Origin of the sequence: Psychrobacillus sp. FSL W7-1493 (assembly GCF_038004905.1) — a bacterium.
GTDB lineage: Bacteria > Bacillota > Bacilli > Bacillales_A > Planococcaceae > Psychrobacillus.
Genome location: NZ_JBBOSB010000001.1, coordinates 48,511 through 71,033 on the forward strand (window position 1 = coordinate 48,511; position 22,523 = coordinate 71,033).

The 22,523-nt window shown below is 36.2% G+C and carries 23 protein-coding genes; 21 read left to right on the forward strand and 2 right to left on the reverse strand.

Features of this window, described 5'->3' with window-relative positions:
* Positions 1-13 precede the first annotated feature (13 nt).
* The 5 genes from rsmG to MKX96_RS00250 all read left to right on the forward strand — a co-directional run bounded on the left by rsmG (position 14) and on the right by MKX96_RS00250 (position 4,191).
* On the forward strand, positions 14-730 hold the full coding sequence (gene rsmG, locus MKX96_RS00230) for a 16S rRNA (guanine(527)-N(7))-methyltransferase RsmG (protein WP_169359824.1): 717 nt from the start codon (positions 14-16) through the stop codon (positions 728-730).
* Positions 731-817: 87 nt separating this feature from the next.
* On the forward strand, positions 818-1,687 hold the full coding sequence (noc, locus tag MKX96_RS00235) for a nucleoid occlusion protein (protein ID WP_251556724.1): 870 nt from the start codon (positions 818-820) through the stop codon (positions 1,685-1,687).
* Between the two features lie 146 nt (positions 1,688-1,833).
* Positions 1,834-2,595, forward strand: coding sequence for a ParA family protein (locus MKX96_RS00240; protein WP_169359841.1), 762 nt, complete (start codon positions 1,834-1,836; stop codon positions 2,593-2,595).
* Positions 2,588-3,430, forward strand: coding sequence for a ParB/RepB/Spo0J family partition protein (locus MKX96_RS00245; protein ID WP_340881204.1), 843 nt, complete (start codon positions 2,588-2,590; stop codon positions 3,428-3,430). The genes MKX96_RS00240 and MKX96_RS00245 overlap by 8 nt, the downstream gene beginning before the upstream one ends.
* Before the next feature lie 62 nt (positions 3,431-3,492).
* Entirely contained in the window at positions 3,493-4,191 is a 699-nt protein-coding gene (locus tag MKX96_RS00250; RefSeq protein WP_340881205.1) for a DUF554 domain-containing protein, read from the forward strand.
* Here MKX96_RS00250 and yyaC read toward each other — a convergent pair.
* Positions 4,156-4,743, reverse strand: coding sequence for a spore protease YyaC (gene yyaC, locus MKX96_RS00255; RefSeq protein ID WP_340881207.1), 588 nt, complete (start codon positions 4,741-4,743; stop codon positions 4,156-4,158). The two genes, MKX96_RS00250 and yyaC, sit on opposite strands and share 36 nt — an antisense overlap.
* A 73-nt stretch (positions 4,744-4,816) precedes the next feature.
* On the opposite strand from yyaC, the gene MKX96_RS00260 reads away from it, so the two are divergent.
* The 3 genes from MKX96_RS00260 (at position 4,817) to ychF (ending at position 7,068) form a co-directional block, all read left to right on the forward strand.
* On the forward strand, positions 4,817-5,671 hold the full coding sequence (locus tag MKX96_RS00260; RefSeq protein ID WP_340881208.1) for a mechanosensitive ion channel family protein: 855 nt from the start codon (positions 4,817-4,819) through the stop codon (positions 5,669-5,671).
* 10 nt (positions 5,672-5,681) lie between these two features.
* Positions 5,682-5,882 (forward strand): DUF951 domain-containing protein, encoded by a 201-nt coding sequence (locus MKX96_RS00265; protein WP_169359818.1) that lies wholly within the window; start codon positions 5,682-5,684, stop codon positions 5,880-5,882.
* An 85-nt stretch (positions 5,883-5,967) separates the two neighbouring features.
* Positions 5,968-7,068, forward strand: a complete 1,101-nt coding sequence (gene ychF / locus MKX96_RS00270; RefSeq protein WP_340881211.1) for a redox-regulated ATPase YchF — start codon at positions 5,968-5,970, stop codon at positions 7,066-7,068.
* A 20-nt stretch (positions 7,069-7,088) separates the two neighbouring features.
* Here the strand turns inward: ychF and MKX96_RS00275 are convergent, their stop codons facing one another.
* Positions 7,089-7,646 (reverse strand): DUF3267 domain-containing protein, encoded by a 558-nt coding sequence (locus MKX96_RS00275; protein WP_340881213.1) that lies wholly within the window; start codon positions 7,644-7,646, stop codon positions 7,089-7,091.
* Between the two features lie 166 nt (positions 7,647-7,812).
* Between MKX96_RS00275 and rpsF the strand changes: the two genes are divergently transcribed.
* From rpsF to MKX96_RS00340, 13 genes are all read left to right on the forward strand, one after another.
* Positions 7,813-8,103, forward strand: a complete 291-nt coding sequence (gene rpsF, locus MKX96_RS00280) for a 30S ribosomal protein S6 (RefSeq protein WP_169359815.1) — start codon at positions 7,813-7,815, stop codon at positions 8,101-8,103.
* Between the two features lie 43 nt (positions 8,104-8,146).
* Entirely contained in the window at positions 8,147-8,644 is a 498-nt protein-coding gene (ssb, locus tag MKX96_RS00285) for a single-stranded DNA-binding protein (RefSeq protein ID WP_169359814.1), read from the forward strand.
* Between the two features lie 46 nt (positions 8,645-8,690).
* Positions 8,691-8,927, forward strand: coding sequence for a 30S ribosomal protein S18 (gene rpsR, locus MKX96_RS00290; RefSeq protein ID WP_142540806.1), 237 nt, complete (start codon positions 8,691-8,693; stop codon positions 8,925-8,927).
* Positions 8,928-9,404: 477 nt separating this feature from the next.
* Positions 9,405-10,346, forward strand: a complete 942-nt coding sequence (locus tag MKX96_RS00295) for a YybS family protein (protein ID WP_340881215.1) — start codon at positions 9,405-9,407, stop codon at positions 10,344-10,346.
* Between the two features lie 12 nt (positions 10,347-10,358).
* On the forward strand, positions 10,359-12,335 hold the full coding sequence (locus MKX96_RS00300; RefSeq protein ID WP_340881216.1) for a DHH family phosphoesterase: 1,977 nt from the start codon (positions 10,359-10,361) through the stop codon (positions 12,333-12,335).
* Positions 12,332-12,781 carry a 50S ribosomal protein L9 gene (gene rplI, locus MKX96_RS00305; RefSeq protein ID WP_169359811.1) on the forward strand — a complete coding sequence of 150 codons (450 nt, stop codon included), beginning with the start codon at positions 12,332-12,334 and terminating at the stop codon, positions 12,779-12,781. The genes MKX96_RS00300 and rplI overlap by 4 nt, the downstream gene beginning before the upstream one ends.
* Before the next feature lie 12 nt (positions 12,782-12,793).
* Entirely contained in the window at positions 12,794-14,149 is a 1,356-nt protein-coding gene (dnaB, locus tag MKX96_RS00310) for a replicative DNA helicase (RefSeq protein ID WP_144540259.1), read from the forward strand.
* A 135-nt stretch (positions 14,150-14,284) separates the two neighbouring features.
* The gene (locus tag MKX96_RS00315) at positions 14,285-15,571 is read left to right on the forward strand and encodes an adenylosuccinate synthase (RefSeq protein ID WP_169359810.1); all 1,287 of its coding nucleotides are present in this window, start codon (positions 14,285-14,287) and stop codon (positions 15,569-15,571) included.
* Positions 15,572-16,122: 551 nt separating this feature from the next.
* Positions 16,123-17,598, forward strand: coding sequence for a M23 family metallopeptidase (locus tag MKX96_RS00320; RefSeq protein WP_340881219.1), 1,476 nt, complete (start codon positions 16,123-16,125; stop codon positions 17,596-17,598).
* A 253-nt stretch (positions 17,599-17,851) separates the two neighbouring features.
* Positions 17,852-18,556 carry a response regulator YycF gene (yycF, locus tag MKX96_RS00325; RefSeq protein WP_169359808.1) on the forward strand — a complete coding sequence of 235 codons (705 nt, stop codon included), beginning with the start codon at positions 17,852-17,854 and terminating at the stop codon, positions 18,554-18,556.
* 4 nt (positions 18,557-18,560) lie between these two features.
* Positions 18,561-20,378, forward strand: a complete 1,818-nt coding sequence (walK, locus tag MKX96_RS00330; RefSeq protein ID WP_340881220.1) for a cell wall metabolism sensor histidine kinase WalK — start codon at positions 18,561-18,563, stop codon at positions 20,376-20,378.
* The gene (locus MKX96_RS00335) at positions 20,375-21,730 is read left to right on the forward strand and encodes a YycH family regulatory protein (RefSeq protein ID WP_340881221.1); all 1,356 of its coding nucleotides are present in this window, start codon (positions 20,375-20,377) and stop codon (positions 21,728-21,730) included. The genes walK and MKX96_RS00335 overlap by 4 nt, the downstream gene beginning before the upstream one ends.
* On the forward strand, positions 21,717-22,523 hold the full coding sequence (locus tag MKX96_RS00340) for a two-component system regulatory protein YycI (protein ID WP_340881222.1): 807 nt from the start codon (positions 21,717-21,719) through the stop codon (positions 22,521-22,523). Before MKX96_RS00335 ends, MKX96_RS00340 begins: the two co-directional genes overlap by 14 nt.

The following is a 22,523-nucleotide window of genomic DNA, read 5'->3' on the forward strand; positions in this document are numbered from 1 at the left end:
TGAGGAGAACAAAATGAACGAAGAACAATTTAAAAATGCCCTCTATGAAAAAGGAATTGAACTAACAGATTTCCAATTAGAGCAATTCAGAAAATATTATGAGTTACTTGTGGAATGGAACGAGAAAATGAATTTAACTGCCATCACAGATGAACCATCTGTTTACTTAAAACATTTCTTAGATTCTATCAGTGCTTCTTTCTATGAGGATTTTAATGGTTCCCTTTCTGTTTGTGATGTAGGAGCAGGGGCAGGGTTTCCAAGTATTCCATTAAAAATTTGTTTTCCAAACCTTAATGTAACAATAGTTGATTCTTTAAATAAAAGAATTCAATTTTTGACTCATTTAAGCAAGGAGCTAAATTTAAAAAATGTTAATTTTGTTCATGCGCGTGCTGAGGAATTTGGACAAAATAAAGAATATAGAGAACAGTTTGATCTTGTTACTGCACGAGCAGTAGCAAGACTCTCTGTACTGTCAGAGCTATGTATTCCACTTGTGAAAGTCGGTGGGAAGTTTATAGCTATGAAAGCAGCAAGTGCATTAGATGAATTAAAAGATGCACAAAAAGCTATTGAGGTATTAGGCTCTGAAAAAAGTGCGGAGTATTCTTTTCTATTACCGATAGAAAATAGTGAGAGAACGTTATATGTCTTTTCTAAAATTAAAAGCACACCGAAAAGATACCCTCGAAAGCCAGGTATACCAAACAAAACACCTATTATTTAATGAGGAACGTTCCACGTGAAACATTATTATATTATTTTCTGTGTCGTGAACATAAGTAAAGAGTATCTAAAAGGTGGTGCTAGTTAGATGAAAAGTCCTTTCTCACGATTTTTCGGAGGTTCTGATAAGCAAGGACAAGATCCAGTCGTTGAGGCTACTCAGACTAATAATGAAGAAGTAGTACAAGTAGCCATAGAAAAAATAGTTCCTAATAGGTACCAGCCTAGGACCGTTTTTGATGATGCAAAAATAGAAGAACTTGCTAGAACTATTCATACACACGGTGTAATTCAACCTATCGTCATTCGTAAAATGGATGACGATAAGTATGAAATAATAGCAGGGGAACGTCGCTTCAGGGCGATGACAAAGCTTAAGTGGACAGAAGTACCTGCTATAGTTCGTAACTTAAGTGATAAGGAAACAGCATCGATTGCATTGATAGAAAATCTTCAACGAGAAGAGCTGACTGCCATTGAAGAGGCAGTAGCCTATCAAAAACTACTTAAGCTGCATGAGTTAACTCAGGAAGCGCTCGCTCAAAGATTAGGTAAGGGCCAATCGACTGTAGCTAATAAGCTACGTTTGCTGAAACTACCAGAAGAAATTCAACAAGCAATTATGGATAAGAGATTGTCGGAACGTCATGCAAGATCTCTTATGCAAATAAAGGATGAAGAAATACAAATCAAGCTTATGGTTGAATCCATTGATAATCATTGGAATGTAAAACAACTCGAAGAAAAAGTTAATGATATAGTAAATCCTCCTGTAAAAGAGGAAAAAGCTCCAAAACCTAAAAGAAAAGCGATTAGTAAAGATGTACGAATTGCTTTAAATACGATCAAGCAATCTCTTAGTATGGTTACTAAAAGCGGAATCAATTTAAAAACCGAAGAAGAAGACACCGAAGATTTTTATCAAATAACAGTAAGAATTCCTAAAAAGAAATCATAAATAGATATTATAATATATAAAATATATGAAACTCTCACTATTTTGTGAGAGTTTTTCTTTTGTAACAATAATAACATTCATTTTTCTGTAAAATTTGATAGAATGGAAGAGAGTGGTTTTTTATTTTGATGAAAGTAGGTGCAAGAGTGGGAAGAATTATTGCAATAGCCAACCAAAAAGGTGGTGTAGGTAAAACTACTACATCCGTTAACTTAAGTGCCTGTCTTGCATACTTAGGAAAGAAGGTTTTACTGGTAGATATTGATCCCCAGGGAAATGCTTCTAGTGGCGTTGGTGTCAACAAAGGCGATGTGAATCAATGTATTTATGATGTGTTAATAGATGATGTTAGTGTAAAAGAGACAATTTTAGAAACGAAAGTGGAAAATTTACATATAGTTCCTGCAACCATTTCTTTAGCTGGTGCAGAAATTGAACTAGTATCTACCATTTCAAGAGAAGTGCGACTTAAAAAAGCATTGCAGGAAGTGCAAGCTGATTATGAGTATATTATTATAGATTGTCCTCCTTCACTTGGTCTCTTAACTATCAATTCTCTTACTGCTGCTGATGCCATTATAATCCCAGTTCAATGTGAATTTTATGCTTTGGAAGGGTTAAGTCAGTTACTGAGTACGATTAGATTGGTGCAAAAGCACTTAAACAAAACGTTGGCAATTGACGGGGTGTTATTAACAATGTTTGATGCCAGAACAAATCTTGGCATTCAAGTAATAGAAGAAGTTAAAAAATATTTCCAAGACAAAGTATATAAATCTATTATTCCCAGGAATGTTCGTTTAAGTGAAGCACCTAGTCACGGAGAGCCTATAATTATTTATGATCCAAAATCTCGAGGAGCGGAAGTATATTTAGAACTTGCGAAGGAAGTGATTCGTCATGGCTAAAGGACTTGGAAAGGGGATTAATGCTCTTTTTCCTGGAGAAGATACAATGCCAGAAGAAAAAGTAGAACAGATTAGTATTGTTGATATTAAACCTAATCCTTATCAACCAAGGAAAATATTTGACGATGAGGCATTACAAGAGTTATCTGAATCTATAAAAGAGCACGGAGTACTACAACCGATCATCGTTCGAAAAAAAGGTTCTAAGTTTGAGATAGTGGTAGGAGAGCGTAGATTTAGAGCCTCTAAAAAGGCTCATTTAGATGCAATTCCTGCAGTAGTACGAGAGTTAAATGATCAACAAATGATGGAACTTGCTATCTTAGAAAATCTACAAAGAGAAGATTTAACGCCGATTGAAGAAGCAGAGGCTTACCAAAATCTGATGGAGACTCTTGGTCTTACCCAAGAGCAGTTAGCGTTCAGACTGGGAAAAAGTAGACCTCATATAGCAAACCATATTCGCTTACTTACACTCCCTGATGTTGTAAGAAATGCTGTCTCTGAAGGGAAATTATCCATGGGACATGGGAAGGCATTATTAGGTTTAAAGAAGAAAAAATCTATCCCTCTCATTATGCAAAAAACAATTAAAGAAAATCTAAATGTAAGGCAGTTAGAAGCCTTGGTTCAACGTTTAAATGAAAATGTTCCACGTGAAACAAAAAAAATAGATAAAGATATTTTTACTTTAGAAAAAGAATCGGAATTAAGAGAACTCTTTGGGACAGCTGTAAAAATAACTAAAAACAATGAAAAAGAAAAAGGGAAAATCGAGATAGAGTTTTACTCGAAGGATGACTTGGAAAGAATTTTAAAATTATTAGAGGATTAGACATGACCTATTTCTAGGACAACCTAGAGATAGGTTATATTTTTAGGAGAAGAGGATAGGATATGGTGTTATTTGGTACATTGGTCAATGCAATACTGATCATAGCAGGGACATTAATCGGACGACTTTTAAAGGACATCCCTGAAAATATGAAACAAACGGTAATGTATGCTATAGGAATAGTAGTAATGGTAATGGGTATACAAATGGGATTAGAAAGTAGTAATTTTGTTATTATCATTATTTGCATCGTGCTTGGTGCGGTAGTAGGTGAGTGGTTAGATATAGATAAATGGATTAACAGGTTAGGGCAGACTATTGAAAAAAAGTTTGGTTCAAAAAAACAAACAGATAGTATTGCCCAAGGATTTGTTACAAGCACACTTATATTTGTAATAGGCGCAATGGGTATATTAGGAGCTTTAAATAGCGGTCTTCAAAATGATCACGAATTGTTAATCAGCAAGGGAATCATCGACGGCTTTACTGCTATTATTCTCTCCGCAACGTTAGGAATAGGTGTTGTTTTTTCAGCTTTTCCGGTTGCAATCTACCAAGGAACAATAGCATTGCTTGCTACACAAATTACAAGATTAGTACCAGAAGCTGCACTTGATTTGTTTCTACAGGAAATGACAGCCGCTGGAGGAATTATGATTATTGGTATAGGAATGAATTTAATAGGATTAACTAAAATTAGAGTAGCAAATCTATTACCATCTTTATTATTTGTAGGTATTGTAGTGGCTTTTATTTTTTAAATTATATCTATGCCATGCAAGAAGTAGAGATCGAGAAATGACCTTTCCCATTTCAAAAGTAAGGTTTAATCGAGTACTTTGCAATACATTATATTCCATATAGCCACCAATATTAACAATAGCTTTAATTGAAATTTCACCAATAGGTGGTAAATCTTTTTTTACAGCTTTTCCAGGAAAAAGAGGGCCTGGATGAATAATAATTTCTCCAATGTTATTAGCATTCCCTAAGCAGGCATCAATGGCTACAACAAATGGCTTTTCAGAAGAACTGTAGAGCGTATTAGTAGTCTCTTCTAAATTCAACGCATGGAGTGGGCTATCCAATGTTCCAATGATTTCAAAAGGAAAAGAGTTAAGCTGTGTTAAAAATGACCCAGTCATTGGACCTAAGGCATCCCCAGTTGAACGGTCTGTCCCTATACAACAAAAAACAAGGTTTTGATGATTAAAAGGTATATATTCTAAAAAGTGGTTGCTTAATCGCCAAATAACTCCTGTTTCTTTATAATAGATAGTGGAAGCTTGAGGAGCAACATTAATTTTATTCATATATAAACTCGCTTTCTTTTTTAAAGTTAGTATATGCATGATAGAAAATATTTATTCAGTGAGGTGGGATACAATGGGGGAGACATATAAAGGAATTGAAGCTTACATACTGAATGAAGATAATTGGATAAACTTAGGTTTAGTATGTATCAAAATTATCTTTATTTTTCTTTTAACAGCTATTGTTATAAAGGTAGGTAAATCAATTATAAGAAGAGTTTTCGCTGTCAGATTAAAGAGTCCGTTAAGATATTCGGAAAGAAGACATAATACTCTCATCAAGTTATTAGAAAACGTTTTAACGTATGCTGTTTACTTCATAGCAGTTCTATCCATTTTATCTACATTTAATATTGACGTAAGAGGGTTGATTGCAGGTGCTGGTGTTATAGGCTTAGCGATAGGGTTCGGTGCACAGAGTCTAGTTAAAGATGTTATCACAGGTTTCTTTATAGTATTTGAGGATCAGTTTGCAGTTGGAGATGAAGTGCAGATTGGAACGTTCAGAGGTGTAGTAGAAGAAATAGGTTTGCGTACAACGAAAGTGCGAAGCTATGTGGGGGAACTGTTTATTATTCCGAATGGCACGATATCTAATGTTGTTAATTATTCTGTATTCAATACTATTGTTACCATAGATATAAAGGTATCCTATGAATCCGATATAGAAGCGGTAGAGAAAATGTTAGAAGGCTTTTTAGAAAGTTTAATTTTGAAGTATAAGGAGTTAGTTAAGGTTCCTGAAATTTTAGGGGTACAAGAGATATCCTCAGATGATTTGGTGCTTAGAATTGGAGTAGAGACTATCCCTATGATGCAGGATGACATTGCTAGAAGAATTAGAAGAGATCTAAAAGAATTTTTAGAGCAATCTGGCGTGGATATTCCGTATCCAATCGTCGTACGTAATGCGAAAAATAATGAGTAGGTGAGAGTAAATGGAAAGAAAAAAATTTCAGCTAAATGATATTGTAGAGATGAAGAAGCAACATCCTTGTGGAACAAATCGTTGGAAAATAATACGCATAGGGGCAGATATACGGATTAAATGTGAGGGATGTCAGCATAGTGTTATGATTCCACGTATAGAATTCGAGAAGAAAATGAAAAAAGTGCTTGTACAAGCTGAGACAGAGTAAAGATAGACTTTTACTGTCAAAATCAATATAATAGACAGGTTAAAGGGAATACGTTAAGTAAGAAAATTGAAGGGTTGTGACATATATGGCATTAACAGCAGGAATTGTTGGATTACCAAATGTAGGTAAATCCACGTTATTTAATGCAATAACAAAAGCAGGGGCTTTAGCTGCAAACTATCCATTTGCAACAATAGATCCTAACGTAGGGATTGTTGAAGTACCGGATGCTCGTTTAGATAAACTGACAGAATTAGTAGTACCAAAGAAAACAGTGCCAACTGCATTTGAGTTTACTGATATTGCTGGAATAGTAGCAGGAGCAAGTAAAGGCGAAGGACTCGGCAATAAGTTTCTTGCTCATATTCGTGAGGTAGATGCAATTTGTCAGGTTGTACGATGCTTCCAGGATGACAATATAACGCATGTATCAGGGAAGGTAGATCCAATTTCTGATATAGAAGTTATTAATTTGGAGCTAATTTTAGCGGATTTGGAAAGCGTAGATAAACGTTTAGCTAGAGTTGCTAAGATGGCTAAACAAAAAGATAAAGAAGCAATGGTAGAAGAGCCTATATTGACTCGTTTAAAAGAAGCATTTGAAGAAGGTAAATCTGGTCGCTCTGTAGATTTTACAGAAGAAGAGCTTCGTGTTGTAAAAGGACTTCACTTATTAACGATCAAGCCAATGCTTTATGTAGCAAATGTATCTGAGGATGACATTATGGAATCAGAAGATAATGAGTACGTTCAAAAAGTGCGTGCATTTGCTGCAGAAGAAGGCGCGCAGGTTATAGTTGTATGTGCCAAAATCGAAGAAGAGATGGCTGCTCTAGAGGACGATGAGAAAAAAATGTTCTTGGAGGAGCTAGGTATTCAAGAATCTGGTTTAGATCAGCTTATCAAAGCATCATATTCCTTACTTGGACTAGCTACTTACTTTACAGCGGGCGTGCAAGAAGTTCGTGCTTGGACATTCCGTAAGGGTATGAAGGCTCCTCAATGTGCGGGTGTCATTCACTCCGACTTTGAAAAAGGATTTATCCGTGCTGAGACGGTTGCTTACGACGATTTAGTTTCAGCAGGTTCAATGTCTGCTGCTAAAGAAGCAGGTAAGGTACGTTTAGAAGGTAAAGAATATATTGTACAAGACGGGGACGTTATGCTGTTCCGTTTTAACGTTTAATATCAAAAGACCGGTTTGCATTATGCAGACCGGTCTTTTGATATTACATATAATATTGGAAGAGTAGGATCGTCTTTTATTAAACTATCGTTAGGAATTTTTCTTAATTCTTTATACATAGCAAAGTCTCCAGCTGCACCAGCAATAAGCCAGGCACCTAGTAAGACTAATATGGGAGATTCAATCATGTAACCTATGATAACAGGTAATATTCCCGTCATCCAAAATGGGAGCAGTAATGCCTTTTTCATCGATCGATTGGAAATGGGGAGGGAGGTAGTTGCATAAGCAACTCCTAATTTAAGATTCACACCATAGTCCATTTTGTTCCACGGGACCTTACCGAACAACCAAAAGCCAAGCAGATGGAATGCTTCATGTAAGACTATTAAAAGTATAAAACCAAGGAATGTTAATAAAAGACCTAAAAGAGTAATGTTTATTTCATATTCTGTATAAATAAAACCATATAAAACTAGACCTAATATAGAAAATAGAATAGTCATCCATAGGCTATGCCAAGCTACCTTCTTTATATCAATTTCGATAGTAGAAAGAATCGACTCATTTTTTTCCATCCTCATTCCCCCTTTACACGATTATAGACAAATATTTGAAATAAGACAATCAAACCTTGATATAAGTAAAAGTGTATGATACAATAAACCGATGTGAGTAATAGCATTACTTGCTCCTTGTCGGCTGACCACAGTTCGACCAAAGACCATAGGGAGGTGTAAATAGATGAGAAAGTACGAATTAATGTACATTATCCAACCAGCAATCGAAGAAGATGCGAAAAAAGCTCTAGTTGAGCGTTTCAACGAAATCTTAACTTCAAATGGTGCTGAGATCATCGAAGCTAAAGAGTGGGGTAAACGCCGCTTAGCGTACGAAATCAATGACTTACGTGAAGGTTTCTACCAAATCGTTAAAGTAAACGCTGATTCTCAAGCAATCGATGAATACATTCGTTTAGCTAACATCAATGAAGACATTATCCGTCACATTGCTGTTCGTATGGACGATAAATAATAACAATCGACGATGAATGCTGAACGAGGGAGGTTATTAACTGATGATTAACCGTGTCGTATTAGTTGGAAGACTAACAAAAGATCCGGAACTTCGATATACACCGAGTGGAGTAGCAATGGCTAGATTTACACTTGCTGTAAATCGTACATTCTCTAATCAACAAGGTGAAAGAGAAGCTGATTTTATCAACTGTGTCGTTTGGAGAAAACAAGCAGAAAACACAGCCAATTTCTTGAAAAAAGGAAGTTTAGCAGGTGTAGAAGGCAGAATTCAAACGGGTAGTTATGAAGGACAAGATGGTAAGCGTGTATATACGACGGATGTTGTCGCAGACAGCGTTCAGTTCTTAGAACCACGTGGAGGCTCTGGTGAACGTAGCCAAGGTGGACAATCATATGGTGGCGGACAACAGAATTCTAATCCAACATATCAGCAAAACCAACCAATGAATCAGCAAAACTATACGCGTGTAGATGAAGATCCATTTGGAAATAGTAGCGGTCCGATAGAAGTATCGGATGACGACTTACCATTCTAAAATTTTCTCGCACGTTTTACTTTAATCGAAAAGGAGGCAACCTATTATGGCACCACGTCGCGGAGGCAAAAGACGCCGTAAAGTTTGTTACTTCACTGCTAACAACATCACACACATCGATTATAAAGATGTAGATTTGTTGAAAAAATTCGTGTCAGAACGTGGGAAAATTCTTCCACGTCGTGTGACAGGAACTAGCGCGAAGTACCAACGCAAGTTAACACGAGCTATCAAAGTATCTCGTATTATGGCTTTACTACCATTCTCTTCTGAAGAGAGATAAGTATATATGAAAGACCGGGAAACCGGTCTTTTTTTTGTTGTCTTTATTATGTAGAGAACGGTAATAACTTAACTTTTATAGTATGTAGCTCATTAGCGGGTCATATTCCTATGGTTCAAATAGGATCAACAGAACTTACTATCTGAAAGAATCAGCTAGACCATAATAGCTATTACAAGATCTCGTTAGCATAATATTGGTTTTTCGATTAACTCGTGTGAAATAAACAATGTGGAGAAAAATTTGATTGTATTTGTTCACTGCAAAGCATATAGAAGTCTTTATTTTTCCTTGCTTGGTCGTATACTAAATAAAAAGGAATTATGAGGTTGACTCGAATAATATAAACTATACAAGAATCATTTACTAAAACCTTCCATAGTACATTTCACCTAATCAGTGTGGTAACATGTAATTTTAGTTGTATAGCAAAATCTGTTACAATGGATAGATGATTATAAAAAAGGAAGGTCGATCATGCAAAAGAATCAGTCAAGCTTTTTAACGTTTGGATCTTTAATGATTGCACTATTTGCTATTTTGATAGCAATGTCCGTGTATGTTCCAATTCTAACAATTATCACGTCCCTAATAGCGCCTTTACCTTTAGCTTGGTATAGTGCCAAGTTTGGAAGAAAAGAGTCTTTACTTGTTACAGTTGTAGCAGTTATTATAACTTTTATTATTGGAGGTATAGTAGGTGTTACACTTGGTTTAATAGTAGGTCCAGTTGGTTTTCTAATAGGAGATTCTTTACGTAGAAAGCAGACAAAGCTGTATATGCTAATGGCCACAGGAATATTTGTACTACTCATGACAGCTGCTCAGTATATCGTTTCTATCTTAGTATTAAATATTAACCTAATAGAGCAATTTTTAGAGGGCATTAAAATATCCTATGAACAAGTCGGTAATTTACTGGAATCAGCTAATCAAAAACCAGAAACCTATGATGAGATGGTTAGGCAGTTTTTAATTGTCCTAGAAGCTTTAACGCCAACTTACTTTATTTTTCTTATGTTTATAACAGCATTTATCTATATTGCTGTTAACTTACCTATTTTAAAGAAATTAAAAGTACCAGTTCCAAAATTTCCTAAATACATGTATTTTAAATTACCTAAAGCGGTGTTGTGGTATTATTTAGTTGTAGCTATTATATCCTTAGTTACAACATTTGAGGTAGGTACCTTTAGCTATATGCTTATCATAAATGCTACATTCATTTTAAGGGCATTATTATTCTTACAAGGTGTATCCCTAATTCAATATTATTTTCATATTCAGGGTTGGCCAAAATGGAGTGCTATTTTAGCAACCTTCTTAGCAATTCCGCTCTATACGTTTACTATTATCCTAGGGGTGTTAGATTTAGGATTTAATTTGCGAGCATATTTAAAAGACAGATACAAGAAATAAGGAGCTGATTCAGTGGCGTCTTTTTTTAGAAAACGACCATTACGATATCCACTAATATTATTTATGTTCTTAGGTGGAGTGGCATCCTATTTGCTTCTATCTGACAACCTGTTAGTTGGATTATTATTTGCGCTATTAGTTATTGGCGTATTCATATATGCATGGATTATCGAGCAACGTGTTTATGAAGAAACAGAAAGGCATATAGAGACACTTTCCTACAGGATGAAGAAGGTAGGAGAAGAAGCCTTGCTTGAAATGCCTATTGGGATTATTCTCATCAACGATCAGCATGTGGTGGAATGGGCCAATCCGTATATGACACAGCAACTACCCTTCGACACAATTATAGGGGAAGAGTTGCTTTCCATATCCTCTGATTTTCAGCAGCTACTAAAGCAAGATGATTCTAAGGAAATGGTGATCTCTTTAGACGATCATAATTATAAGGTATTTTATAAAGCAGAGGAAAAACTTCTATACTTCTTTGATATTACAGAGCAAATAGAAATGGAATCCCTCTATTATGGTGATCGTACAGTTATCGGTGTATTATTCATCGACAACTATGATGAGATATCACAGGGAATGGATGACCAAACCAGAGGACAGTTAAACAGCCTTGTTACCTCGTGTGTAAATAATTGGGGTGCCAAGTATGGTATATACGTTAAAAGAATATCCTCAGATCGTTTTTTAGCTGTTTTTAATGAATCCATATTAATGGAGCTAGAGAAAAGTAAGTTCTCCATTTTAGATGATATTAGAGAAACCACCTCTAAATTTGGCTTTTCTTTAACTTTAAGTGTAGGAGTAGGGGCAGGTTCTACTTCTCTAGTAGAATTAGGAGCACTTGCACAATCCAGCTTAGATTTAGTTTTAGGACGTGGTGGAGATCAAGTAGCCATCAAACATCCTAGTGGAAAGGTAAAATTCTATGGAGGCAAAACAAATCCAGTAGAAAAGCGGACGCGCGTGAGAGCCAGAGTCATCTCCCATGCATTGAAGGACCTCATTCAGGATAGTGACCAAGTAATCGTGATGGGACATAAGTTCCCAGATATGGATGCCATCGGTGCAGCAGTTGGTGTAAGGAAAATGGCAGAAATGAACAAGATAAATGGTTATGTTGTAATTGATTTCAATGAGCTAGACAAGAGTGTCCTGCGCTTAATGGAGGAAATTAAGGAAAAACCAGAGCTATATAATCGATTCATTAGTGCTGAAGAAGCGATTAACAAAATGACAGAGAAAACACTACTAGTAATAGTGGATACACACAAACCAAGTATGGTTATAGATGAAAAGGTATTACAAAAAGCAGAGAAAGTGGTAGTGATCGACCATCATCGTCGCGGAGAAGAGTTTATCACTAATACGATGCTTGTATACATGGAGCCATATGCTTCCTCCACATCAGAATTAGTAACAGAGCTTATAGAGTACCAGCCGAAAAACGAGAAAATTAACATGCTAGAGGCGACTTCAATGTTAGCAGGTATAATAGTCGATACGAAAAGTTTTACGCTCCGTACAGGGGCTAGAACGTTCGAGGCAGCCTCTTATTTAAGAACTCATGGTGCAGACACCATATTAGTACAACGCCTCCTAAAAGAGGATTTAGATACGTATATTGAACGCTCAAAAATTGTGCAAAATGTTCACTTTTTAAAGGATGGAATAGCAATAGCTTACGGTGATGAGAATACGATTTATAGTCAAGTATTACTCGCCCAAACAGCAGATATTTTGCTCGCTATGAATAATGTTTCTGCTTCCTTTGTAGTAGGTAGAAGAAGTGATTCTTCCGTAGCAATAAGCGCTAGGTCGCTAGGAGAAGTAAATGTTCAAGTAATCATGGAAAAATTAGACGGTGGAGGCCATTTAACAAATGCAGCCTCTCAGATAGCCGGTATCACTGTTCCAGAAGCTATCAATCGATTAAATGAAGCTATATTAGAAACAATTGAGGGAGGAAATGAAGAATGAAAGTAGTATTTTTAAAAGATGTTAAAGGTAAAGGTAAAAAAGGTGAAATTAAGAATGTAGCAGATGGTTATGCACATAACTATTTACTTAAAAATAAACTTGCAGTAGAAGCAAATTCTGCTGCTATAAGTGCTCTAGAAGGACAAAAGAAAAAATCAGAAAAAGAAGCTGCTGAAGAACTAGCAGAAGCAAAAAAATTAAAAGAAACTTTAGAGCAACTAACTGTTGAACTAAAAGCAAAATCAGGGAATGATGGTCGACTATTTGGATCAGTGACAACGAAACAAATTGCCGCACAACTAGAGAAAACTAACGGAATTAAAATAGATAAACGTAAAATGGAACTAGATGATGCAATTCGTGCTCTAGGATACACAAATGTACCAGTAAAACTACATCAAGAGGTAGTAGCTACTTTGAAGGTACACGTATCTGAAGAAGCGTAAGGAGAGAATTCTATGAGCGATCCATTATTGGACCGTGTACCGCCGCATAATCAAGAAGCAGAGCAATCTGTTCTTGGAGCCATATTTTTAGAACCACAAGCATTAATAACAGCCGCAGAGATTGTCATGCCTGAGGATTTCTATCGGGTAGCTCATCAAAAAATATTTCAGACAATGCTTCGTCTGAGTGATCAGGGAAAAGCAATTGATGTTGTAACAGTCACAGAAGAACTTTCTTCTAAGAAGGAATTAGAAGATGTCGGTGGTATCTCCTATATTAGTGAAATAGCAAATGCAGTGCCTACCGCAGCTAACATCGGACATTACGCTAAAATAGTAGAGGAAAAATCTATACTCCGTCGTCTTATTCGCGTGGCTACGACAATTGTAGAGGATGGCTTTACTCGCGAAGATGAGGTAGAAGCTCTCCTTTCCGAAGCAGAAAGAAAAATGATGGAAGTTGCCAATCGTAAAAATGCAGGCGACTTCAAACATATTAAAGATGTGTTAGTAGAGACGTATGACAATATCGAGAAGCTACACACAAGAAAAGGTGACGTTACCGGTATTCCTACTGGTTTCCGGGATTTAGATCGTATAACAGCAGGATTTCAGCGTAATGACCTTATTATTGTTGCTGCCCGTCCTTCGGTAGGTAAAACAGCCTTTGCTTTGAACGTAGCACAAAACGTAGCAACTAAAACAGATGAAAACGTCGCTATCTTTAGTCTAGAGATGGGTGCAGAACAGTTGGTTATGCGTATGCTCTGTGCTGAGGGTAATATTGACGCTCAAGTGTTAAGAACAGGTGCGCTGACTACAGAAGACTGGCGCAAGCTGACGATGGCTATGGGTAGTTTATCAAATGCAGGAATCTATATAGATGATACACCGGGTATCCGGGTAAATGAAATAAGAGCAAAATGTAGACGATTAAAGCAGGAGTCAGGCTTAGGCATGATTCTAATTGATTATTTACAGTTAATTCAAGGGAGCGGTGGAAGTCAGGCAAACCGTCAACAAGAGGTATCTGAGATTTCTCGTTCATTAAAGGGGCTAGCCCGTGAATTGAAGGTTCCTGTTATTGCTCTTTCGCAGCTTTCCCGTGGTGTTGAGCAACGTCAAGATAAGAGACCAATGATGTCTGATTTACGTGAGTCTGGTTCTATTGAGCAAGATGCCGATATTGTTTCCTTTCTGTATCGAGAAGATTACTACGATAAGGAAACAGAAAATCAGAACATGATTGAGATTATTATCGCTAAGCAACGTAACGGTCCGACTGGTACAGTGACTCTAGCATTTGTAAAAGAATTTAATAAATTTGTGAATATTGATTGGAGTCAACATCAAGCTCCTCCAGCATAAAAACACGAACGAATTGATTATTTAAACATCAATTCGTTCGTGTTTTTTACTTAAGTTGGTTGACTATGGTAAAAATGATTGGTACAATTACACTGATTTTTAATCAGGACGAAATGTCTGACGGAGGTGTTGGCAATGCCATCAGTAGTTGTAGTAGGGACCCAATGGGGAGACGAAGGAAAAGGTAAAATTACTGACTTTTTATCAGAACACTCAGAAGTAATTGCACGTTACCAAGGTGGTAATAATGCAGGACATACAATTATTTTCGGAGGAGAGACCTATAAGCTACATCTCATTCCTTCCGGTATTTTCTATAAGGACAAGATTTCAGTTATTGGGAATGGCATGGTTGTTGACCCACGAGCATTAGTAAAAGAACTTAAAGGGCTGCATGATCGCGGTGTAACGACTGAAAACTTACGTATTTCTAATCGTGCCCACGTAATTCTTCCTTATCATATAAAGCAAGATGAAGTAGAGGAAGCTCGCCGAGGAGCAAGAAAAATTGGAACGACAGGTAAAGGAATTGGTCCTGCCTATATGGACAAGGCTGCTCGTGTAGGTATACGTGTAGCAGATCTTTTAGATTATGAAGTGTTTAAAGAAAAATTAGAGCATAACCTAGAAGAAAAAAATCGTATGTTTGAGAAGTTTTATGAAACAGAAGGATTTACAGTAGAAGAAATTTTAGAAGAATTCTACAGTTACGGCCAAGAAATTGAACAGTATGTAACGGATACCTCTAAAGTACTTAATGATGCATTAGACGAGGGCAGACGCGTACTTTTTGAAGGAGCTCAAGGAGTAATGTTGGATATTGACCAAGGAACGTATCCTTTTGTCACTTCTTCTAACCCGGTAGCTGGTGGAGTAACGATTGGAGCAGGAGTAGGTCCAACAAAAATATCGCATGTGGTAGGAGTATGTAAAGCATACACTTCACGTGTGGGAGATGGACCATTTCCTACTGAACTCTTTGACGAAGTAGGGAATCAAATCAGAGAAGTAGGAAAAGAGTATGGGACTACAACAGGTAGACCACGTCGTATAGGATGGTTTGATACAGTGGTAATCCGCCATGCGCAAAGAGTAAGTGGATTAACGGATTTAACAGTGAATTCAATTGATGTTTTAACTGGATTAAAAACGGTTAAAATTTGTACAGCATACGAATATAAAGGAGAGCTTATCACAGAATATCCAGCAAACCTGCGTATGCTTGCCGAATGTAAGCCAGTTTATGAGGAATTACCAGGTTGGAGTGAGGATATCACTCAGTGTAAATCTCTCGATGAATTACCGGACACTGCAAGACATTACTTAGAACGCATATCTCAATTAACAGGAGTTCCTATCTCTATTTTCTCTGTAGGACCGGATCGTACACAAACAAACGTTATTTCAAGTGTTTGGAGATAATTATAAGTAAAATGAAAGCCGCCAATGAAAACTTGGCGGCTTTTTATGTGAAATAATTTTAAGAATTTTCACCGACAAATAACGATTTATCTCAGTGATTTGCCTTCTATTCATAAGAAAATAAGACCTATACTCTCAGTAGGAAAGCAGTTCTAAGTAATATATTTAAACTGTCTAACAATATAATTGGAAAAATGGCCAATAGCTAGAAATGGATTTTACAAGATATTCATGTCTACCCATTTGATTCTCTTCATATAAAAGCTATAGGTATCTAAAATTTATCTAATTATTACAAATATAACAAAGGCACCCGTAGTAATATGTATAAATAAGAATTTACTGGAGGAAATTCTTAAAAACATAGGATTAAAACCTATAAAAATGATTAAATATAACAATCAAAATGTAAAAATAGAAAATAATGGATTTAAAAATACATTTTCTTTACAAGATAGACTATTCCTACACTTCACTATTTCAAATATGTTAAATTAAGATAGTGTAAAATTTGCACTAGCAACTTAAATAGGTTTGGAAGGAGCTTTATCATGCTTTGGAATAGAAAGAATGAGGAACAAGAGGATCAAAACTTCACTGTTCTTTCAAACAGAAAATCAAATGTAGTGAAAAAAGCTACTATAATGGTATTACTTATGTCATCTCTAACTTTTAATATGGCATTTGCTAATGAAGAGAATAATAAAGCTTTAAAAGAAATTTATCATATATATGCAGAAGGTCAGTACGTTGGGGCAATTTCCGATAAAAAAGAAATGGAAAAGCTTTTTGATAAAAAAGTGCAAGAGAGTAGCTCCCAATATGACGGTCTTCAACTACAAGCAGGCAATAACCTAAAGGTTATTACTGAACAAGTTTATACTCCCTCAACAAGCGATGAAACAACATTGCAAAAGCTTAACGAATTAATAGAAGTGGAAGCAACCGCTTTTGCCTTATCTGTCAATGACGAGATGGCGGTCTACGTCAAAGACATTGCAACATACCATGAAGTTATAAAAAAATTAAAACTTCAGTTTATCACAGAAGAAGAGCTAGCCACATTGGAAGCTAGAAAAAGTGTTACAGATAGCTTACCCGAATTACAAACTGGCGAAACTAGAATTGTAGATTTAATTTTAAAACAAGAAGTTTCAGGGGTTACGGTAGATGTGACACCCGAAAAGATTGTTTCTGCTGATGAAGCAGTTAAGCTTCTTTTAGAAGGAACCTTAGAGCAAGAAACATATAAAGTTTCAGCTGGTGACGTACTTGGTAATATTGCAGGTAAATTTAATTTAACCTCAGCGGAGTTATTAGCGATCAATCCAGGACTTACAGACACAAGTGTCTTACAGATAAATCAAGAGCTTAATGTGACTGTACTAAAACCACTTATAAATATGGAAGTAGTTTATGAGAAAAAGGTAGAGGAACCTGTACCTCATACTAAACAAGTAATAGAAACAGATGAGATGTTCAAAGGTGATACAAAAGTAAAGCAAGAAGGTGCCGATGGAAAACGAGTGGCGACTTACTTGATTCGTCAAGAGAATGGTGTAGAAATTGGCCAATCACTTTCAGATGAAACAATTTTAGAGCAACCTAAGGAACATGTTGTTTTAAAGGGAACAAAAGTCATTCCATCTCGTGGTTCCGGAGTGTTTGCATGGCCAGCAGAAGGTGGCTACATTTCTAGTAAAATGGGTTACCGTTGGGGACGTAAGCATGAAGGTATTGATATTGCTCGACCAAGTGGATTTAATATTAAAGCTGCAGATAATGGAGTAGTTGAAGCAGCTGGTTGGGATGGTACATACGGTAATCGTGTAATCGTTAATCATAAAAATGGGTATAAAACGACGTATGCTCATCTCTCCTCAGTTAGTGTAAGTGTGGGCGATGTAGTACCTCAAGGCTCAAAACTAGGCGTTATGGGGAGTACAGGACGCTCCACAGGAACCCACTTGCATTTTGAAGTGAAGAAGGATGGAGTTACGATTGATCCCTTATCTGTGTTAAAATAAATATAAGTTAGAGACAGTCGCTAGCCGGCTGTCTTTTTATGTATTGTGAAATATTGAATTAGGAAAGAATTAAATTTCCTGGGAAATATTTCGACAAAGCTCGACCTAAAATTTTCATTTTCTACCCTTATTTTTTCTCACTTCTTTAATGATGCAAGGAGAGTAAAAGAATGATAGAGTAATGATATATTAATTGTTTAAAATAATGTATTTGATTAAAATATAGCAGAAAAGGGCGAAAGGGGTTTAACAAGTGAGTAAGAAAATACTAGTAGTGGATGATGAAAAGCCGATTGCTGACATACTACAATTTAATTTGAAAAAAGAGGGGTATCAGGTTTTCTGTGCTTATGATGGCGACGATGCATTAAAAAAAGTAGACGAGATTCAACCAGATCTCATGCTGTTAGACATAATGTTGCCTAACAGAGATGGAATGGAAGTTTGTAGAGAAATTCGTAAACGCTTTAGCTTTCCTATAATAATGCTAACTGCTAAAGACTCAGAGATAGATAAGGTCTTAGGGTTAGAGCTAGGTGCAGATGATTATGTAACAAAGCCATTTAGTACAAGAGAATTAATAGCTCGAGTTAAAGCTAACATGAGAAGACACCAAACCATTCAAGAAGATAATGAAGTAGTAACTAATGACATTACTATAGGTCCACTAACTATCCAACCGGATGCTTATTTGGTATTAAAAAGAGATGAAACAATTGAATTGACTCACCGTGAGTTTGAACTCTTACATTATCTTTCTAAACATATTGGACAGGTAATGACAAGGGAACATCTTTTACAAACAGTTTGGGGTTATGATTATTTTGGTGATGTACGTACGGTAGATGTTACAATTAGACGTTTACGTGAGAAAATTGAAGATAATCCTAGTCATCCAAACTGGATTGTAACTAGACGAGGCGTTGGTTACTATTTAAGAAGCCCTGAGCAGGAGTAATTCGATGCATAAGGTTGGTTACTTTAAATCAGTTCATGTAAAGATTGTGTTGATTTATGTTTTACTGATTTTAATAGCTATGCAAATAATTGGTCTATATTTTGTCAAGGGATTGGAGCATACATTAAAAGAAAACTTTCAACAATCTGTTAAGGATCGCGTTGGTGTATTAGAGTTTAGCGCAAGAGAAGAACTTGTTAAAATACGGGTTGAAGAAGACCAAACATTAGAACAAAGCTTACGTTCTATTTTGACTGGTCTTAATTCTGATGATATTAAAGAAGTTCGAGTAATCGATGCGAAATATCAAATACGAGCTACCTCAGATTCGAACAACCAAGCAATCGTTGGACAAAAGTCGTTAGATGAACTAGTCCATAAATCTATCACGGCAGAAGAAGATTTTGATAGCATCGCCTCTAAATCAGGAGAACGTGTATGGATATTAGTAACACCAATTATTTCACAGGGTGAGGTAATTGGAACTCTCTATATTGAATCGAATATTGAAAATGTATTTGGTCAAATGAACGAAATAAACCAAATCCTCGCAGTGGGTACGGCAGTAGCCCTTGTAATCACAATTGTACTAGGTATTCTTATAGCACAAACAATTACAAGACCTATATCGGAGATGAGAAAACAAGCACAGGCTATGTCTAAGGGCAACTTTTCTCGTAAGGTAAGAGTATACGGAAATGATGAAATCGGTCAGTTAGCACATGCATTTAATCATCTAACAAATAGGCTGCAAGAATCTCAGTCGACTACAGAAGCTGAGCGCAGGAAACTTGCCTCTGTTTTAACTAATATGACGGATGGAGTAATAGCCACTGATCGAAAGGGTAGAGTTATTTTGATCAATGATCCCGCCCTAAGGCTCTTGCGCATACCAAGAGAAATGGTTCTCAACAGGCCTATTATTTCAGTGCTTGGCATTGATAGCATTCATTCCTTCGAAGATCTCATTCACTCAAAGGAATCCATGAATTTAGATTTCAGTACCCAGGAACGACCATATATACTTCGTGCAAATTTTTCAGTTATCCAAAAAGAAACTGGTTTCGTAAATGGTTTAATCGCTGTTTTACATGATAATACCGAGCAAGAGAAGATTGATATGGAACGTCGAGAGTTTGTAGCTAATGTATCTCATGAACTCCGAACTCCTTTAACTACGATGAGCAGTTATTTAGAGGCACTAGCGGATGGAGCATGGAAGGATGAAGAGATAGCACCGTCGTTTCTAATGGTTACTCAAACGGAGACCCAACGAATGATTCGATTGGTTAATGACCTACTACAATTGTCTAAGATGGATAGTCGTGACTATGATCTGAATAGAGAAATCGTTAATTTTAATCTATTTTTCAATCGAATTATTGATCGTTTTGAACTGTCTAAATCACAAAATGTTACGTTCCAACGTATGCTTCCAGAGACGCCGTACTATGTAGACATTGATACAGATAAGTTAACTCAAGTAATCGATAATATTATATCGAACGCGTTAAAGTATTCCCCAGATGGAGGGAATATTCGATTTGGCATAGCAGTCAAAGATGAGTGGTTACAAGTAATGATATCAGATGATGGCATGGGAATACCTTCTGAAAATGTAAATCGCATTTTCGATCGTTTTTATCGAGTAGACCGGGCTAGAGCCCGGTCAATGGGTGGGACGGGGCTTGGTCTAGCCATTGCCCGGGAAATGATTGAAGCTCATGGAGGTAAGATTTGGGCAGAAAGTGAAGAAGGCCACGGGACTACTATATTCTTTACTTTAGAAATACTGTTGGATGAAGAAGGTGAGTGGGATTGAAGTATATTGAACCAGTAAAATCTATTATTTTATTATTACTCATACTGCTTAGTCTTACACTTACCTTTACGATTTGGACCTATTCACCAAATTATGATACTACTGAACCACCTGTCGTGAATATATCGATTGCAGAGAAGAAGAAGATGGAAGATGTTATAAAACCGTATCGTTTGCTGATTAGTCAACCCGAAAATCTAAGAGGTTCCTATTCGATCGTAGATATCAATAATGTTATAAATCCCATGAAAAATTGGGAGATTGAAACGGTGAAACTGTATAGTAATAATACTAATTCTCAACAGGTAAATGAATTAATCAACAAGCCATATACGAGTACATTGTTTTTTCAAGCAGATATACCGATAGAATCTTATAGTCCAATTTTAAAGTTTTTAGATCCTATCTTCCCTAACTCTTCTTTTAATCGTCTAGTTATAGATTGGTCCTCGAAAAGTGTGGACCAAAGAGTAGGGGAAAAGGAATCTGATCAAGGGGCTACTTTGTATTTCATAAGCACCACCTTGAATAAAATTTATACTGCAAATGTGACGAAGGAAGATATCTTTGGTTTCTCTGAGCGTATGGTCAAGACCTCCAATGCCATGCTGGAATATAAGGAAATCGTCAGAGAAGGCAAATTATCCTTATATACTACAAGTAATCCTGAAAAGGTTGTTCAATATACTTATTTAGTGGAAGAGATTGATACGAATAGATTCAAAGATGCTCTTTTTAATATACCAAGTTTAGTTGTTCGACGAAGTAACCCAGTAGGATCAGGAGAACAATATACGGATGATAACGCATTAATGACTGTAGACCCTATTTCTAAAAGGTTAAGCTACGTTCATCCAGCATCAGAAGGTGAATTTCTTGGTAAATCATCGGAACTTTTATATAATAGCTTAAGCTTTGTTAATGAGCATGATGGTTGGACTGATGATTATCGATTTAGTAGGATGAATAAGAATGCGAGTCAAGTAAATTATCAACTATATTTTGATGGGTTGCCTGTATTCAGTAAGGATATGTTGACTACAGAAATAGTTCAAGTTTGGGGAAGTAATCGAGTTTATCGTTATAATAGACCATATTACACGTTAAATGCTCTACCGATAACTTCCACTGATTTAGAGTTACCTTCCGGTCAAAATGCATATGAATTACTTAGCTTAGCCCCAAATTCACAAGTCTCTTTAATAGATGATTTAGTACAAGGCTATTATATTTCTAAAGATGAAGACCAACCTTTATTTACTTTGGTGCCATCTTGGTATTATCAAATTAATGGATCATGGTTGAGACTATCTCCAGAAACTATAGGAGGTGGCACCTATGGATTGGAATAAAACGAAGACTATTTTTATCATTGTTTTTTCTATCTTGAATGTCTTTTTGTTTTCCTTATATTTAAATAGATATACAGCGGGTCAAAATATAGAAGTTTTAAGCTCTACCACGACAGAAGAACGTCTAAAAGTAGAGAACATTAATGTGACAAAAGCTTCTAGTGTTACTGTGGAAGAAGCCTATTATGTTTCTGGTAGTGTTCATAACTTTAAGCCAGAGGAAATAGAAGAATTAAAAAATCAAACAGTTGAATTTAATCCAGATGCGCAAATAGTTGGCACGTTTATAAAACCTATACCTATAACCGAAGAGAATTCAATCGAAACTCTCATCAGTGATAATATTTTTAAGGGCTCTTCATATGGATTATGGAAGAAAGACGAAGAAGCTCGCATGGCTATATTTTTTCAAAAAGTAAATGATCGTCTTGTCTATTACAATCAAAAAGCTAAATTAGTAGTCTATTGGAACGAGAATAATGAACTCATAGGCTATGAGCAAACCATCCTAGATAACTTAGAGGATTATAGTGAGTCTAAAAATTTGTTACCTACTATTCAAGCAGTTTCAAATCTATATTCCAAAGGTTTGCTAGTTGCCAATTCAACCGTTACAGATATTAGTCTTGGCTATTTTACATTAGTTCAGCAAGCCGAGACGCAGGTATTTGCTCCAACTTGGCGAATACTTGTGGAACGAGAAGACGGAACAATAGATGAACACTTTGTAAATGCGGTAGAAGGAAGAATTATTGAAATACCAACAGAAGTAGATTCATCAGCAGTAGAATAA